At 50.4% G+C, this 16,935-nt stretch carries 16 protein-coding genes; all 16 read left to right on the top strand.

Annotation, left to right across the window (positions count from 1 at the left end; genetic code table 11):
* The first annotated feature begins 3 nt into the window (after positions 1-3).
* Positions 4-747 carry a ClpP family protease gene (locus WFK81_RS08340; RefSeq protein WP_336785978.1) on the top strand — a complete coding sequence of 248 codons (744 nt, stop codon included), beginning with the start codon at positions 4-6 and terminating at the stop codon, positions 745-747.
* Positions 747-974, top strand: a complete 228-nt coding sequence (locus tag WFK81_RS08335; protein WP_336785977.1) for a YlzJ-like family protein — start codon at positions 747-749, stop codon at positions 972-974. The genes WFK81_RS08340 and WFK81_RS08335 overlap by 1 nt, the downstream gene beginning before the upstream one ends.
* A gap of 79 nt (positions 975-1,053) precedes the next feature.
* On the top strand, positions 1,054-3,819 hold the full coding sequence (locus tag WFK81_RS08330; RefSeq protein WP_336785976.1) for an FtsK/SpoIIIE family DNA translocase: 2,766 nt from the start codon (positions 1,054-1,056) through the stop codon (positions 3,817-3,819).
* A 118-nt stretch (positions 3,820-3,937) separates the two neighbouring features.
* Entirely contained in the window at positions 3,938-4,729 is a 792-nt protein-coding gene (gene sleB, locus WFK81_RS08325; protein WP_336785975.1) for a spore cortex-lytic enzyme, read from the top strand.
* Positions 4,730-4,912: 183 nt separating this feature from the next.
* Positions 4,913-6,139, top strand: a complete 1,227-nt coding sequence (yfmF, locus tag WFK81_RS08320) for an EF-P 5-aminopentanol modification-associated protein YfmF (protein ID WP_336786449.1) — start codon at positions 4,913-4,915, stop codon at positions 6,137-6,139.
* Between the two features lie 5 nt (positions 6,140-6,144).
* Positions 6,145-7,440, top strand: coding sequence for an EF-P 5-aminopentanol modification-associated protein YfmH (gene yfmH, locus WFK81_RS08315; RefSeq protein ID WP_336785974.1), 1,296 nt, complete (start codon positions 6,145-6,147; stop codon positions 7,438-7,440).
* Complete coding sequence (ymfI, locus tag WFK81_RS08310; RefSeq protein ID WP_336785973.1) at positions 7,440-8,186, top strand: elongation factor P 5-aminopentanone reductase; 747 nt, start codon at positions 7,440-7,442, stop codon at positions 8,184-8,186. Before yfmH ends, ymfI begins: the two co-directional genes overlap by 1 nt.
* 96 nt (positions 8,187-8,282) lie before the next feature.
* The gene (locus WFK81_RS08305; protein ID WP_336785972.1) at positions 8,283-8,534 is read left to right on the top strand and encodes a DUF3243 domain-containing protein; all 252 of its coding nucleotides are present in this window, start codon (positions 8,283-8,285) and stop codon (positions 8,532-8,534) included.
* A 148-nt stretch (positions 8,535-8,682) separates the two neighbouring features.
* On the top strand, positions 8,683-9,456 hold the full coding sequence (locus tag WFK81_RS08300; protein ID WP_127495771.1) for a DUF3388 domain-containing protein: 774 nt from the start codon (positions 8,683-8,685) through the stop codon (positions 9,454-9,456).
* A gap of 18 nt (positions 9,457-9,474) precedes the next feature.
* Positions 9,475-10,407 (top strand): helix-turn-helix domain-containing protein, encoded by a 933-nt coding sequence (locus WFK81_RS08295; protein ID WP_336785971.1) that lies wholly within the window; start codon positions 9,475-9,477, stop codon positions 10,405-10,407.
* A gap of 36 nt (positions 10,408-10,443) precedes the next feature.
* Positions 10,444-10,935: a YajQ family cyclic di-GMP-binding protein gene (locus WFK81_RS08290; RefSeq protein WP_336785970.1), complete on the top strand. Its 492-nt coding sequence runs from the start codon at positions 10,444-10,446 to the stop codon at positions 10,933-10,935.
* A 208-nt stretch (positions 10,936-11,143) separates the two neighbouring features.
* Entirely contained in the window at positions 11,144-11,722 is a 579-nt protein-coding gene (gene pgsA, locus WFK81_RS08285) for a CDP-diacylglycerol--glycerol-3-phosphate 3-phosphatidyltransferase (protein WP_336785969.1), read from the top strand.
* 91 nt (positions 11,723-11,813) lie between these two features.
* On the top strand, positions 11,814-13,064 hold the full coding sequence (locus WFK81_RS08280) for a competence/damage-inducible protein A (protein ID WP_336785968.1): 1,251 nt from the start codon (positions 11,814-11,816) through the stop codon (positions 13,062-13,064).
* Positions 13,065-13,349: 285 nt separating this feature from the next.
* A complete protein-coding gene (gene recA / locus WFK81_RS08275) occupies positions 13,350-14,405 on the top strand; it encodes a recombinase RecA (protein WP_127495766.1) in 1,056 nt (351 codons plus the stop codon).
* Between the two features lie 116 nt (positions 14,406-14,521).
* Complete coding sequence (locus tag WFK81_RS08270; RefSeq protein ID WP_336785967.1) at positions 14,522-15,202, top strand: RecX family transcriptional regulator; 681 nt, start codon at positions 14,522-14,524, stop codon at positions 15,200-15,202.
* A gap of 181 nt (positions 15,203-15,383) precedes the next feature.
* The gene (gene rny / locus WFK81_RS08265) at positions 15,384-16,925 is read left to right on the top strand and encodes a ribonuclease Y (RefSeq protein WP_336785966.1); all 1,542 of its coding nucleotides are present in this window, start codon (positions 15,384-15,386) and stop codon (positions 16,923-16,925) included.
* The last annotated feature ends 10 nt before the right edge of the window (positions 16,926-16,935 follow it).

The following is a 16,935-nucleotide window of genomic DNA, read 5'->3' as shown; positions in this document are numbered from 1 at the left end:
CAAATGAATTACATGAATGAAGATCAGCCGCAGCAACCGGATCCGGCAGAGAGCGAAAAGAAGAAGCAGAATTCGATCGTGGAGACGATTCAGCAATTAGGGCAGACGGCTACGCCAGCAACGGAGTCGAACATTTTTTGCATGACCATTATCGGGCAGGTAGAAGGGCATATCGTCCTGCCGCCGCAAAATAAAACAACGAAATACGAGCATCTCATTCCACAGCTTGTTGCAGCGGAGCAAAATCCGAAGATCGAAGGCATTCTGATCGTCTTAAATACGGTTGGCGGCGACGTGGAGGCGGGTCTTGCCATCGCCGAAATGATCTCATCGTTATCCAAGCCGACGGTTACGCTTGTGCTTGGCGGCGGGCATTCCATAGGCGTTCCGATTGCGGTAGCGGGCAATGTATCCTTTATCGCGGCGACGGCAACGATGACCATCCATCCCATCCGTCTGAACGGGCTTGTTATAGGAGTTCCTCAAACCTTCGAATACCTGGATAAAATGCAGGAGCGTATTTTGAAATTCGTGACCATGCATTCCAACGTTACGGAGGAGAAATTTAAAGAGCTGATGTTTAAGACCGGAGAACTGACAAGAGATATCGGCACAACCGTTATCGGATCGGATGCCGTGAAGTATGGGCTGATCGATGCCGTAGGCGGGCTTGGCGACGCGCTTAGGGAGCTCAATCGACGAATTGCGGAGCGCAAGCCTGCAGCGCAGACTGGGGTGTATAACTAATGACGCTCTATACGATTATGCCTCTTGAGAATGTCCTCGACGGCATACACGGAGAACCGGAGCCTTCTCAGGAAGTATGGGTAAACGGAGTATTTATGCAGGTTCAGCCGGTGGCCCCGGGAATGGGGAAAATCGTGCGCCTGCTTCATTGCAGCCTCAACGATTACTTGAAGCCGGAGCTGGCTCCGGGTAATGTCGTCATGTTCGGACAATCTCCCGGTTCGTAAAAATACGCACAAAGGTTCTTATGTCCAATAGGAACCTTTGCCTGGATATGGTATAATGCTAGGCAGAGGTGACGAATCATTGGCTAAGAAAAGACGGAAGAAAAAATCGATAACTACGCAATTAAAATATGAAGTATACGGTATTTTGCTTATTACGGTATCGGTAATTGCTTTATCAGGAGAGGCTACGGTTGGACGCTCCTTGTCCAAGCTGTTCGGCTTGTTCCTGGGCAAGTTTTATTTTGTATTGGCATTGGTCGGCATTTACGTCGGACTGGTTGTCATGGTCAAAAGGGCTTGGCCGCGCGGTTGGACCAATCGTCGGACAGGCCTGCTTGTATTTGTGCTGGCTCTTACGTTATCCAGCAGCATAGCCGAAATCGACCGCAAGCTGCTTCCTTCATCATCCGACCTGACGGGAGGAGCGATTCTCCACCAGCTGGGCCAGGATATGAAGGACGAGCTGCTGACCTTCGACGGAACGGATGACAGGCCGATCAGCCAACGGGCGATAAGCGGAGGTTATATCGGCGCCATCGAATATTCGATGCTGTTTTCGCTGTTTGGTTATTTCGGCTCCAAGCTGATTGCAGGCGTTATGTACGCCATCGCGATTATGCTGCTTACGGGCAAATCCTACGTGGAGCTTGCCCGTATCGGCCGGGACAAGAGCATACGGCTGTTTAAGCTGCTGGCCGCCAAATGGTCGAAAGGTGCGGCGCTTCGGAGCGCAAGCAAATCGAATAAAACCGTCAAACCGCCTGTTTTTGTACAATCCGATGCAATTGACGACGATGACGATGATGATGATTACGCGGCAGCATTGCCGCCAAGGCGCAAAAAATCCCTGTTCTTCTCCTGGAGACATCAGGAGCAGAACAACCAGCAGGAAACTCAAGGTGCCCACGACGATTGGTCCATGAACGAAGAGCATTACAACGGAGGACATGAGAACGGCGCGAAGCCGCATTGGGCGAACGCCCAAGCTTGGGATGACGACGAGCAGTGGGACCGAAACGGCGAAATTAGTGCCGATACCGGACATAACCAGCAGGAGGACGAGCTTCCTCCTTGGGAGGAGAAGCAGCCTGAACGCGGCAATGCTTCTTCCACCGATTCCGTATATCCTCCATATAACGAGTTTGAGGAAGAGGAAGAAGGGGAGCCGGCAGTTATTACAAGAATCGTTCCGCGTGCAGATACATACGGTGAGGAAGAACCAGAGGACTACTCTGCACCTGCGGCTGTTGGAGCAGATTCAGCGCGATACCCGGACGATTACGAGCAAGACGAAACCGATTCCGAACCATCTCTCGAGAAAGAAGCAATCGACGATCAGGATATTCATGGTGATATTGCCGAAACGGATAAATCCGCAACGACGGGGATCCATCAGCCGGCGTCGGATGCACCGGTTAAGAAGCCATACTTGCTGCCGCCTTTCTCCCTGCTTGCCAAGCCAAGCCTGATGGCAAGAGGCGGCGACAGTGCGGATGCCATGGATTCGAAGCGCAAGCTGGAAGCCACGTTAGAAAGCTTTGGCGTTAAGGCTAAAGTGCTTGACGTGGTACGCGGCCCTGCGGTGACGCGTTATGAGGTTCAGCCGGCGTCAGGCGTGAAGGTAAGCCGGATTGTAAGCCTGACAGACGATATCGCCTTGGCGTTAGCAGCAAAGGATATTCGTATGGAAGCGCCCATTCCGGGCAAATCAGCCATCGGTATCGAAGTTCCGAATATGGAGGTATCGATGGTGACCATGCGCGAAGTCATGGAAACCGCCACCTTCCAGAATGCTCCTTCCAAGCTGTCGATCGCTTTTGGCCGGGATATTTCAGGTCAACCGATTATCGGCAACCTGGCAAGAATGCCCCATCTTCTCGTAGCCGGAGCTACGGGTTCAGGCAAATCGGTATGTATTAACGGCATCATTACAAGTATTTTGTACAAGGCTGCTCCGGATGAAGTAAAGTTTCTGATGGTCGATCCTAAGATGGTCGAATTAAATGTATATAACGGCATTCCGCATTTGCTTGCGCCGGTTGTAACCGACCCGAGACGTGCGGCGCTTGCCTTGAAAAAGATTGTTGTGGAGATGGAGAAGCGCTATGAGCTGTTCTCCAAATCGAGTACGCGCAATATTGAAGGCTATAACGCTTTAATGGCCGAGAATCCAAAAGCCGTCCTTCCTTACATCGTCGTTATAGTCGACGAGCTTGCGGATTTGATGATGGTTGCCTCGAACGACGTTGAGGATTCCATTGCAAGGCTTGCCCAAATGGCGCGTGCCGCGGGTATCCATCTTATTATCGCCACGCAGCGTCCGTCGGTAGACGTTATTACAGGGGTTATCAAAGCGAATATTCCGTCCAGGATTGCCTTTGGCGTATCTTCGCAGGTAGACTCCCGTACCATTCTGGATATGGTTGGCGCTGAGAAGCTGCTGGGCAGGGGGGATATGCTGTATTTGCCCGTCGGCATGTCGAAGCCGATACGCGTACAGGGAGCTTTCTTGTCCGATCAAGAGGTCGAGGCGCTTGTCGATTACGCGAGAGGCCAGGCCGAAGCGGAATACAAGGAGGATCTGGTACCTGAAGTAGAGGAAGATTCGGCAGATCCCGATGAAGTTCTGGACGAGCTTTACGATCAAGCCGTGCAAATAGTTCTTGAGGCCAAGCAAGCATCCGTATCTTTGCTTCAGCGGAGGATGCGGGTTGGTTATACCCGCGCGGCAAGGCTGGTGGACCAGATGGAAGCGCGGGGCATTGTGGGTCCTTATGAAGGCAGCAAACCGAGGGAGGTCTTGATGTCGCTGGAGCAATACCAGGCCAGCCGCATTCCTTCCTGATCCGCCTCAGCCTTAAGCAATCCGCAATGATGAATAGAAGCAGGATTCCCTTCTCATACTAGAGTTAGGTAACGCAGCTAATCGCGGACTAACTTGCAAGAGAAAGGCAGAATCCTACATGAAAAATCGATTAATTGTCGTGACTACCATCATTGTAACGGTATTGTTCGGAATGCATTCCCTCCAGCGATATTCGCAGGATGACGCGAAGGCAACTTTCAGCAATGCTACTTTAACGGTAGGTTCCTCCGGTTCGGATGTATACGAGCTGCAGGGTAGGCTTAAATATTTGGGCTATTACGATGGTCCGATCGACGGCAGCTTTGGTACCAGCACCAAAAATGCGGTAACATGGTTTCAGTGGAAATTCGGGATGAAATCCGACGGCGTAGTTGGGGCAAAAACCAAACTTAAGCTGTGGGAAGCTACGAAGAACTGGAAACCGACAGCAGCGGACACCGGCACTTCGTCCGGAGGTACCGGAAGCAGCAATAGCGGCTCGAATTCAGGTACTTCGGGTGGCGGTGCGCCTGCGAAGTCCAATAACCTTGGACTTTCGGAGAGCGATTTGAAGATTATGGCTAATGCGGTATACGGGGAATCTCGCGGTGAACCGTATGAAGGACAGGTAGCGGTAGCTGCAGTTATTTTGAACCGCTTGAAATCGCCTAGCTTCCCGAATACCATTTCGGGCGTCATTTTCCAGCCTCTTGCGTTTACGGCGGTGGCTGACGGCCAGATCTGGCTGACACCAAACGATACGGCAAGAAAAGCTGTGCAGGACGCCATCAACGGATGGGATCCGACAGGCGGCTGCACGTACTATTTCAATCCCGAGACGGCAACGTCCAAATGGATCTGGTCCAGGCCGCAAGTGAAGACGATCGGGAAGCATATTTTCTGTATGTAACCTTTAAAGAAGCAGCCTTTCTGCCTTGGGCAGGCAGGTTGCTTCTTCCATTTCGTATCGGTTAGAATGGTATAGGAAGCATGAAAATGGAATACATTTACTATATTCCATTTTACTCGGAAGGAGCAAACGGAAGTGACATTATTCGAAAGAGGGCAAATAGGCCGGATCAGGCTGCATGTAATGCCAACCAAACGGTTCAAGACGTTTGCGATATCGCTGTTCGCCGGACTGCCTTTATCTGAAAACGCTGTAACAAAAACCGCGCTCGCCCCGTTTGTATTGCGCCGCGGGACGGTATCCACGCCCGAGACGAAAGCTTTCCGCGAGAGGCTGGATGATTTGTATGGCGCCGGATTCGGCTTTGATGTATATAAAAGAGGCGATTCCCAAATCGTTCAATTCCGCATGGATGTTATTAACGATCATTTTGTATCGTCCGATGTGCCGCTGTTAAACTCGTCCTTGCGTTTCCTTGGCGAGGTCGTAACCGAGCCGGTGACGGAAGACGGTGTCTTCCGCCGCAAATACGTAGATGCGGAGAAGCAGACGCTTACGAAGCGGCTGGAATCCATCGTTAATGATAAGATCCGTTACGCGGCGGAACGCTGCATGGAAGAGATGTGCGCCGGTGAGCCTTACCGTCTGCACCCTCTCGGCAAGCTGGAGGAAATAGGCTCCATTACGCCGGAATCGTTATATAGTCAATACAAACAGTGGCTAAGCGAAGCCGCATTTGATTTATATGTTGTTGGCGATACAACAATGGGGGAAGTGGCCGCGCTTGCGAAGGAAGCTTTCCGTATCGAGGCTGGCAGCCCGGCCAGCTATTCCGTGCCTTCAATCGCCCATGAAGTTGGCAATGTCAAGACCGTCGTTGAACGGATGGATGTCAATCAGGGCAAGCTAAATATGGGACTGCGTACGAATGTCGGCTATGGCGACGATGACTATGCAGCTTCGTTGATGTATAACGGCATTCTGGGCGGTTATCCGCATTCCAAGCTGTTCCTGAATGTCCGCGAGAAAGAAAGCCTTGCTTATTATGCGGCTTCCAGGCTCGATGGGCATAAAGGCTTGCTCACGATTCAATCGGGCATCGAGATTGCCAACTACGAGAAGGCGGTCACCATCATCAAGGAACAGCTCGAGAGCATGCGTCAAGGCAAGCTTTCCGACCTGGAGATGAATCAGACGAAAGCGATGATCGCCAATCATTTGCGGGAGCTGCAGGATTCCGCCTATGAGATGATCGCTTATGACTTTAATGCCGTGCTTTCCGGCAAAGAAAGAACGGCACAGCAGCTGCTTGACCAGATTGAAGCGGTAACGGCAGAGGACATCGTCCGCGTTGCGGGATTAGCGCAGCTTGATACGATTTACTTTTTGCGTGACCAGAAGGAGGCATAACGGCAATGGAGACACTCGACTACAAAGGCGTTCAGGAAACGCTATACCGCGAAGTGCTGGATAACGGCCTCGAAGTGATCGTCCTGCCGAAGGAAGGCTTTCAGAAGACATACGCCACCTTTGCGACCAAGTACGGCTCCGTCGATAACAAGTTTGCCGTAGGCGATCAAGAACCTGTCCGGGTGCCGGACGGGATTGCCCATTTTTTGGAGCATAAAATGTTCGAAGAGCCAACCGGCGATATCTTCGCCACTTTTGCTTCGCAAGGGGCATCGGCGAATGCTTTCACCAGCTTCGACCGTACCGTGTATCTGTTCTCCGCAACGGAGCAGATTCCCGCCAACCTCGAAACCTTGATCGATTTTGTTCAACATCCTTATTTCACCGATCAGAATGTGGATAAGGAAAAAGGGATTATCGCTCAAGAGATCAATATGTATAAAGACAATCCGGATTGGCGCGTTTATTTCGGCCTGATTGACGCCATGTATCACACCCATCCGATTCATATCGATATTGCCGGTACAGTCGAGTCGATTTATCAGATCGATAAGGAAACGTTGTACCGCTGTTACGAAACGTTTTACCATCCGTCCAACATGCTTTTGTTTGTGGTCGGAGGGGTAAAGGCGGAGGAAGTATTCGAGCTTGTGCGCAACAACCAAGCCCGCAAGACCTTCAAACCGCAAGGCGAAATTAAACGTTTCTTCGAGCATGAACCCGAGAGCGTTAAGGTTCCAAGGAAAGTAACAAAGTTGCCGGTATCGCTTCCGAAAGTGATGTTTGGGTTCAAGGAGAAGAAAACCGGGCTTACCGGCGAGGCGCTTCTGAGCCACGAAGTGACTTCCAAGCTGATGCTTGACGCCTTGTTTGGTGCCAGCTCGGCCTTGTATCAGGATTTGTATGAGCAAAATTTAATCTCCGATTCCTTCGGAACGGAGTTTAATGTAAGCACGGATTATGCTTTCTCGGTTATCGGCGGCGACTCGCCGAACCCGGATGAACTGCTGAGTCGGATCCGTACGGCTGTTGAAGAAGCGCTGAGCACGGGGATTGAGCCTGCCGCCTTTGAACGGTCGAAGCGGAAAAAAATCGGCGGATATTTGCGGATGCTGAATTCCCCTGAAGCGATTGCCGGCGAATTTACTCGTTACCGGTTCCGCGACAGCGACATGTTTGATCTCTTGTCCCTGTACGAGAATTGCACGCTGGAGCAAGTAAACGAAAGGCTCCGTGAGCATTTCGATTTCCGGCAGCTAGCGATTTCAATCGTTGAGAAGCCGGACGGTCAGCCGGTTTAATGAAACCATTTAAACAGATGACGGTGTTAATTACCGGGGGAAGCCGCGGAATCGGCGCTGCGATCGCGCAGCGCTTTGCCGCGGAGGGACTTAACATCGTCATTCATTACCGGGAATCGCATGAGGCGGCGAACGAAACCGCCAGAGCTTGCATGCGTCTTGGAGCCAATGTCATGACCATATCAGCCGATCTTCGTTCGAAGGAGCAGCTCATTAGGATGAAGGAGAAGCTTGAGGCTCACGACATGCTGCCCGATATCCTAGTTAATAACGGGGGAATTTCCCATTACGGCATGCTAATGGATGTGACGGAGCAGGAATGGGATGATGTAATGGCCGTCAACCTGAAGGGCATGTTTTTGTGCAGTCAGCTTTTTATGCCGAGTATGATATCGAACCGTTTCGGCCGAATTATTAACGTATCGTCGATTTGGGGAATGTCAGGGGCCTCCTGCGAAGTGCTGTACTCTACAACCAAAGGCGGCATGAACGCCTTCACGAAGGCCTTGGCCAAGGAACTTGCTCCATCCGGAGTGACTGTCAATGCGGTCGCACCCGGAGCTGTCGATACGATGATGATGAGCGGATTTAACGATGAGGAGAAGGCAGCGCTCGAACAGGAAATTCCGCTTGGCCGTTTTGGACAACCTGATGAAGTCGCTTCGCTCGTGTATTTCTTGTCGCTGCCGGAATCCTCGTACATAACCGGTCAAATTATTAGTCCTAACGGCGGCTGGCACACGTAGCGGTTGTCCGTATAATTCGTTTCGCCTCTACGCAGAATAATATTTGTTGAGTGCTACACTCTTCCAAAAATGTACTTATTCAGGAGGCGAAATAAAATGTCTAACGTTATTTCCAATTTCGACAATTGGAAAGAGTTTTTGTCGGACCGCGTTGCGCAAGCCAGAAACAACGGAATGTCTGAAGAGACGATTAAAAATTTGGCTTACGAGATCGGTTCCTTCCTCGACGAGAAGGTTGACCCTAAAAATGAGCAGCAGCGTGTTCTGAAGCAGCTATGGGATGCGGGCGACGAGAATGAGCGCAAAACGGTAGCCGGTCTGATGGTTAAGCTGGTCGAACAAACTTAATTGCCCGCATCTGAAGAAAAGCCTCCCAATTTGGAGGCTTTTCTGCAATGTCTGCGAATAGGTTGCAGGAATGTGACGAAAATTGTAGAATAAATTTTTATAAGCGAGTCAATCAAATGGGATTGGTGACAACAAGGGACGGTGTGAAATGGGATCAAAGCAGCAATACTACATGGAATACAAAATACATAAGAACCGGCCGGGACTGCTCGGCGATATTGCGTCGCTGCTCGGTATGCTTGAAGTGAACATTATGACGATTAATGGCGTAGAGGACCGTACTCGCGGCATGCTGCTCCAGACGGATGACGAAGAAAAAATCGTCCTGCTGGGCAAAATGCTTCAGAAGGTTGACAACATCACGGTTAACAAGCTTCGTACACCTACGATCGTTGATATATTGGCCGTCCGTCACGGACGTTACATCGAACGCGATTCGGATGACCGCAAAACCTTCCGTTTTACAAGAGACGAACTGGGTATTTTGGTTGATTTTCTTGGCGAAGTGTTTAAGCGGGACGGCAACCAGGTTATTGGTTTGCGTGGCATGCCGCGCGTAGGCAAGACGGAATCGATTATCGCAGGCAGCGTATGCTCGAACAAGCGTTGGACCTTTGTCTCGTCCACATTGCTAAGACAAACCGTGCGCAGCCAGCTGTCCGAGGATGAAATGAACGACAACAACATCTTTATCATTGACGGCATCGTAAGCACAATCCGTTCCAACGAGAAGCACTATTCGCTGCTGCAGGAAATTATGGCGATGCCTTCAACGAAGGTCATTGAGCATCCGGATATCTTTATCAAGGAATCGCAATATGATTACAGCCATTTTGATATGATTATTGAGCTGCGAAATACACCTGACGAAGAGATTACATATGAATCATTTACCGCCAATTATTCGGATAATGAATTCTAGCAGAGAGGAGTAGACACCATGTCAGATTTAGGAGCGTTGCTGCGTAAAGCAAGGGAAGAACGCGGATTAACGCTTGACGATGTTCAGGAGATAACGAAAATACGCAAGCGCTATTTGGAAGCGATCGAAAGCGGCGATCATAGCGTGCTGCCGGGAACGTTCTATTTACGCGCTTTTGTGAAAAATTACTGCGATGCCGTCGGCCTTGATGCGGATGAAGTTCTCCGGCTGTACCAGCATGAGATTCCTGCTTCCGTAACGGATCAAATTGTAGAAGCGGTTCCCGCGAGACAGCCAAAGCGGGTTCGTACCCGTTCCTCGGAACGGATCAGCAAGCTTGGCTTCAACATCATGATGTGGTCATTCCTGATCCTCATCGTAGTTGTGGTTTGGGTTTATTTCGTCAATCAGAAAGCCAATAATCCGAAGGAAATCGACAATACGAATATTACGGATCAGGCTTCGCCGGCTCCGCCTAGCCAATCGCCAAGTTCCTCGAACGGAGGCGGAACAACAACAACACCTACGGCAACGCCTACGCCAACTCCAAGCCAAGCGCCTACAACCGTCACGTTCTCGTCGAAGGTGGGCAAGGTCGACCATTATGATGTCGCGCCTGCCGGCATGGTGCATAAAGTGGAGATCAAGATTTCCGGCGGGCCAAGCTGGACTGAGGTGCGTTCGGGTGGCTCTTCCGGCAAAGCGATTATTTCGGAGACGGCCCCGGACGGCTCGGCCTTCACATACGATTTGGATCAGCCGCTGTACATTAATGTCGGGCGTGCCGACCTGAGCTCAATTAGCGTCGACGGCGTTCAGATTAACGACGGCGACCGTGCAGGCTCGAAGAAAATCCAGCTGAATCCTGTGGTGGGCGCTGGCGGAACGGATGGAACGAATCCGGATATTTCATCCACGCCAGGGGACACGACAGGCACGGAGAATCAGTAGAGAACGGAATAGATATAAAGGGAGAGTTGTAAAACGATGAGTTCTGAAAGTTCATTTGACATTGTTTCGAAGCTGGATATGCAAGAGCTGAACAACGCGATTCAGCAAGCGGAGCGGGAGATTGAAACACGTTTCGATTTCAAAGGCAGCAAGAGCAGCATCAAGCTGGAGAAAGAAGAGCTTGTTGTGGTTTCCGACGATGACTTCAAGCTGGAAAGCGTTCTTGACATTTTGAAATCGAAAATGGTCAAGCGCGGCGTACCGGTTAAAAACCTGGAATACGGCAAGGTTGAATCGGCTTCGGCGAACACCGTCCGTCAGCGCATTAAGCTAAAATCGGGGATTGATCAAGACAATGCCAAAAAAATTAATATTCTGATCCGCGATTCGAAGATTAAGGTGAAAAGCCAGATTCAAGGCGATCAAATACGCGTAACGGGTAAAAGCCGCGACGATCTGCAAGCGGTTATCGCTCTGCTCCGCGGGGCGGATTTGTCCGTCGAATTGCAGTTTACGAATTACCGTTAATAAGCCTTTTCCGGCCCTTCGCTGCCTTATCCATTCCGGCAGAAGAAGGGCTTTCGCTCTATGAAGTCCGACATTTTGACATAGGAAATGGCATGTATTATACTTGGTTAGATAGTTTTGGAAACGATCCGGGGGACATACAAATGACAGTACAAGCAATCATGCATCAATGCAGGAAAACGGCTAGACGGTCCGGGGGTGTGAACGAATGAACCTGGCAAATAGGATTACGCTGGCGAGAATTATTTTAGTACCGATTATTATGGTATTTTTGCTCGTCAATATTGATATTAAGCCTCTTGCGTTCGGCGATGACTATTCCATTACATACAATCAGATTATAGCGGCTATTATCTTTATTGTAGCAGCAAGCACAGACGGGCTGGACGGCTATATCGCAAGAAAGAACAAGATCGTAACCAACCTGGGCAAGCTTCTCGATCCGCTGGCGGACAAGCTGCTCGTGGCGGCTGTTCTGATCTCGCTTGTCCAAATGGATAAGCTGGCGGCATGGATGGCCATCATTATTATCAGCCGCGAATTCGCGGTTACGGGTCTTCGTCAGATTGCTTTGCTGGAAGGCAGCGTAATGGCGGCTAGCAAATGGGGCAAATGGAAAACGGCCGTACAAATTACGATGATCATTTCGCTTCTGCTCAATAACTTCCCGTTTACGTTTATCGATTTTCCGTTTGACGTAATCGTAAGCTGGATTGCCGTTATTATTACGGTATATTCCGGATTCGACTATTTCTTCAAGAACAAACATTTGATTCCTGTGCAATAATCAGGATCATATAAGTAACAATAAAGCATCTTTCCCATCGCGGAGGGGTGCTTTTGCTTCCTAATGCTAAGGATTCGAAGGGGGAAATCGTATGAAAGCCGAAATTATCGCAGTGGGTACCGAGCTTTTGCTTGGTCAAATCGTCAATACGAATGCACAATTCTTGTCCGGAAAGCTTGCATCGCTTGGCATTGATGTTTACTTCCAGACGGTTGTCGGCGATAACCCGAACCGGATCCGCCAAGCCATCGAGATTGCCCGCCAGCGTGCCGACCTGCTTGTATTTACCGGCGGGCTTGGTCCCACGCAGGATGATCTGACGAAGGATGTTCTCGCGGCCTATCTGAACCGCGGGCTGTCCCTTCACCAGCCTTCCATGGATAAAATCGAGCAGATGTTCAGTTCCCGAGGCATTCATATGGTGGAGAGCAACCGGAGACAGGCGTTGATGATTGACGGAAGCGCTCCGATTGAGAATGAAGCGGGTCTTGCCGTCGGCAACGGTCTGTCGGAAGACGGGACGCATTATTTGCTGCTGCCGGGGCCTCCTCGCGAGATGAAGCCGATGATGGAGGGACCCGCGTCGGAATGGCTTCGGTCCATTCTCGGGGCGGAAGAGCCGCTCTATTCGAGACTGCTTATGTTTGCCGGAATTGGCGAATCGACGCTTGAAGCAAAGCTGATGGATCTGATCGAAGCCCAGTCGGATCCTACCATAGCCCCTTATGCGAAGGAAGGCGAGGTCGCTATCCGGGTATCGACTAAAGCGGCGAACGAAACCGATGCAACTGCCAAGCTGGATCAAACCGTCGATGCGATTAAGCAGCGGGTGGGCGACTACTTATATGCGCAGGACGAGATTACGCTGGAAGCGCAGGTCGTGCAGCTGCTTCGGACATCCAGAAGAAAGCTTTCGACCGCCGAAAGCATCAGCGGAGGACTGCTCGCAGAGCTAATCACCGGCATTCCCGGAAGCAGCGGCGAATATTCGGGCGGCGTTGTAACCTATACGAACGAGATGAAGCATAAGCTGCTTGGCATCCCGATGGCCCAACTTGAAGGTGAAGGTGCACCGGGAGCGATCAGCGAGTCGACAGCCGCAATGATGGCCGAGCGCGTCAGACAGATCGGGGATTCCGATTTTGGCGTGTCGCTGACGGGGGTGGCCGGCCCGGCGCAAGCCGAGGGCAAGCCTGTTGGGCTTGTCTATTACGCAGTCGCCGAGAGAGGCAAACCGACAGCCGTATTTACCGGCCATTTCTCCGGTACCCGCGCCATCATCCGCATCCGTGCGGTAAAGGCGGCCTTATATCAATTGTGGTTGAAGCTCCGCGAACAATAATTTGTCGGATAAACGCGAAAAATACTTGCCTGTTTGTACCATTTCCGCTATAATTGGTCTCATGCGGAAGAACCGTGGCGAAGATTACTTTGCTGCGGTTTTTTTATGCCCATTTTTAGATTCGGGACGAATCGCGCATTGTTGCCCAAGATGGCAAAAGCCGTTTCGCCATGCGTCTGGAAAGGGCGTGGAAATAAAAAGACGAATGTATGTTCGAAAAAAAGCTTGGCATTTGATCAGAAAAAAGGTATCATACAATTATAAATAACGAAGGATGTGAGTAGCTTGTCGGATCGTCGTGCTGCTTTGGAGATGGCTTTACGTCAAATTGAGAAGCAATTTGGTAAAGGCTCCATCATGAAATTAGGGGAATCCACACATATGCAAGTTGAAACCGTACCAAGCGGTTCAATTGCTTTAGATATTGCTCTTGGAATCGGCGGTATGCCAAGAGGCCGTATTATTGAATGCTATGGACCGGAATCTTCCGGTAAAACAACCGTTGCGCTTCACGCTATTGCAGAAGTACAACGGATCGGCGGACAAGCCGCATTTATCGATGCGGAGCATGCGCTTGATCCATTGTACGCGAGCAAGCTGGGCGTAAATATCGATGAGCTGCTGCTGTCGCAGCCGGATACGGGCGAACAGGCGCTTGAGATCGCAGAAGCGCTTGTTCGCAGCGGCGCGGTCGACATTATCGTTATCGACTCGGTAGCAGCGCTTGTACCGAAAGCTGAGATTGAAGGCGATATGGGGGATTCCCACGTTGGTCTGCAGGCACGTCTGATGTCGCAAGCTCTGCGTAAACTGGGTGGCGCAATCAGCAAGTCGAAGACAATCGCTATCTTCATTAACCAATTGCGTGAGAAAGTCGGCGTTATGTTCGGTAACCCGGAGACTACGCCTGGCGGCCGTGCACTGAAGTTCTATTCCAGCGTGCGTCTGGAAGTACGCCGTATTGAAACGATCAAGCAAGGCAACGACATGGTTGGTAACCGTACGCGGATTAAAGTCGTGAAGAACAAGGTAGCTCCTCCGTTCAAGCAAGCGGAGATTGATATCATGTACGGCGAAGGCATTTCGAGAGAAGGCAGCCTCGTAGATATTGGTGTAGAGATGGATATCGTTCAGAAGAGCGGAGCTTGGTTCTCCTACAATGGCGACCGTCTTGGTCAAGGCCGTGAAAATGCCAAGCAGTTCCTGAAGGATCATCCGGAGGTGGCTGCCGTTATCGAGAGACAGATCCGGGAGCAAAGCAACTTGTCCGCTTCCGCGCAGCCTGCTAACTTCTCGCAGGATGATGACGATGACTTTGACGAGTCGGAACTTGACGATTAATAACTGAACTTTCGCAGCAGCCATATTCAAGCTGCGAAAGTAGTAAATAAGGAAGAAGCAGCGCCGTCCTTTCGAGGGCGGCGCTGCTTCTTTGTAATGAACGGGGTGTAGCCAGTATGCTAATCGAGATTTCTGCGGTAGAACAAGACCGCAAGGATCGCAAACGATACCATATCTATGCAAACGGCTTGGAAGAGCCTTTGTTATCTGTACATGAGGATCTTCTTATTAAATACCGGCTGTTAAAAGGGAAGGAGCTGACAAGCGAAGCTATTGCGGAGATCGCCGTTGAGGACGAAAGGTACCGTGCTTACGCTCTTGCCATCACCTATCTAGGGATGAAAGCAAGAACCCGCAAACAGATTGAGCAATATTTGCAGCGCAAGGAATTTGAGCCTGAGCCAATTGCTTATGCTCTTGAACGTTTAGAATCCGAACATATTGTTGATGATGGAGAGTATGCGAGGCAATTCGCCATGCAGCGTATCCGATACAGTCAGAAGGGACGCCGCTGGATCAAGCAAGAGCTGCAGCAGCGCGGAGTATCGAAGCAGGCCGCTTCCGACGCGCTTGATGCGATCGACAAGGAAGACGAACTTTCATCCGCCGTGCTTGCGGCCAAGAAGAAATGGCGTTCTCTCAAAGGAGAGAATAGAGAGAAGCGCCAGAAGCTGATGGCCTTTTTAATGCGCCGGGGCTTTCCGTCGGATGTCGTTAAACAAGCGGCAAAAGCGGCTATAGATGAAGCGGAAATCGAGCAGGCGGATGAGGATGAAGGGCTTTTGCTTGACAATTGATTTTGCCAAAAGATAAAATAAAATTGTATTCCTTTTATATCAAATCAATTTTCCTTCCAAAAGTTGATTTGAAACGATTATTTTCGTCAATAAGTTAGAGAATCAATCGGTATGGAAACCGGCTAAAAACCTAATATCATCCCAAGCTTGCCTTGGTGAATGCAACGAGGAGGTGAACAAGATGGACCCTATTTGGACGGTGTTGATCTGTCTCGTTGTTGGCGTTATTTTCTTTGGGATTGGTTATTTTATTCGCAAGTCGATTGCCGAGGCCAAAATTTCCAGCGCTGAGCAAGCTGCTATTCAAATCGTAGAGAATGCGAAGAAGGAAGCAGAAGCCCAGAAGAAAGAAACGGTGCTCGAAGCAAAAGATGAAATCCACAAACTCCGTACGGAGGCTGAAAAAGACATCCGTGAGCGGCGTAACGAGTCCTTGCGTCAAGAAAGACGCTTGCTCCAGAAAGAGGAGTCGCTGGATAAAAAGATAGAAGCGCTTGAACGCAAAGAAGAGTTAGTGGCCAACAAAGAGAAACGGATCGATGAAACACAAGAACAAATTGAATCCATTTACAAGCAGCAGCTAAGTGAATTGGAGCGTATCTCCAGCTTAACGATGGAGGATGCGAAATCGATTATTTTGTCGAATGTGGAGCAGGAAGTGCGTCACGAAACGGCACAGATGATCAAGGAGATCGAGCAGCAAGCGAAAGAAGAAGCCGATAAGAAGGCACGCGATATTATTTCGCTCGCTATCCAACGTTGTGCGGCAGATCACGTTGCAGAGACAACGGTATCCGTTGTTACCCTGCCTAACGAAGAGATGAAAGGCCGCATTATCGGGCGTGAGGGCCGTAATATCCGTGCACTCGAAACATTGACCGGTATCGATCTGATTATCGACGATACACCGGAAGCGGTCATCCTGTCAGGCTTTGACCCGATTAGACGCGAAATTGCCCGAACTTCCCTTGAGAAGCTTGTTGCGGATGGACGTATTCATCCGGCTCGAATCGAAGAGATGGTCGAGAAGTCCCGTAAGGAAGTGGACGAGCGTATCCGTGAATACGGTGAGCAGGCTACTTTTGAAGTTGGGGTTCATGGTTTGCACCCTGATTTGATTAAAATTCTGGGACGTCTCAAGTATCGGACAAGCTATGGTCAGAACGTATTGAAGCACTCGATGGAGGTTGCTTATCTGACTGGGCTTATGGCTGCAGAGCTTGGCGAGGATATTACGCTTGCTAAGCGCGCAGGTCTTTTGCACGATATCGGCAAAGCGCTTGACCACGAGGTTGAGGGCTCCCATGTCGAGATCGGCGTAGAGCTGGCGAAGAAGTACAAGGAGCATCCTGTTGTTATCAACAGTATCGCTTCCCACCACGGCGACGTGGAGGCGACTTCCGTTATCGCGATGCTTGTCGGCGCAGCGGACGCCTTGTCTGCCGCGCGTCCGGGCGCACGCCGCGAGACGCTTGAAACGTACATTAAACGTCTGGAGAAGCTGGAAGATATCTCGGAGTCGTTCGACGGCGTCGAGAAGTCTTACGCGATCCAAGCAGGACGCGAAGTACGCGTTATGGTTCAGCCTGAAAAGATTGACGATACGGAAGCATTCCGGCTTGCGCGAGACATTACGAAGAAAATCGAGAGTGAACTCGATTATCCGGGACATATTAAAGTTACGGTTATTCGTGAGACCCGTGCAGTTGAATATGCGAAGTAGATCACATGCG

The sequence above is a fragment of the Paenibacillus sp. MMO-177 genome (assembly GCF_037147795.1).
In the GTDB taxonomy this organism is placed as follows: Bacteria; Bacillota; Bacilli; order Paenibacillales; family Paenibacillaceae; genus Pristimantibacillus.
This window is presented reverse-complemented; position numbering and strand designations above follow the sequence as displayed.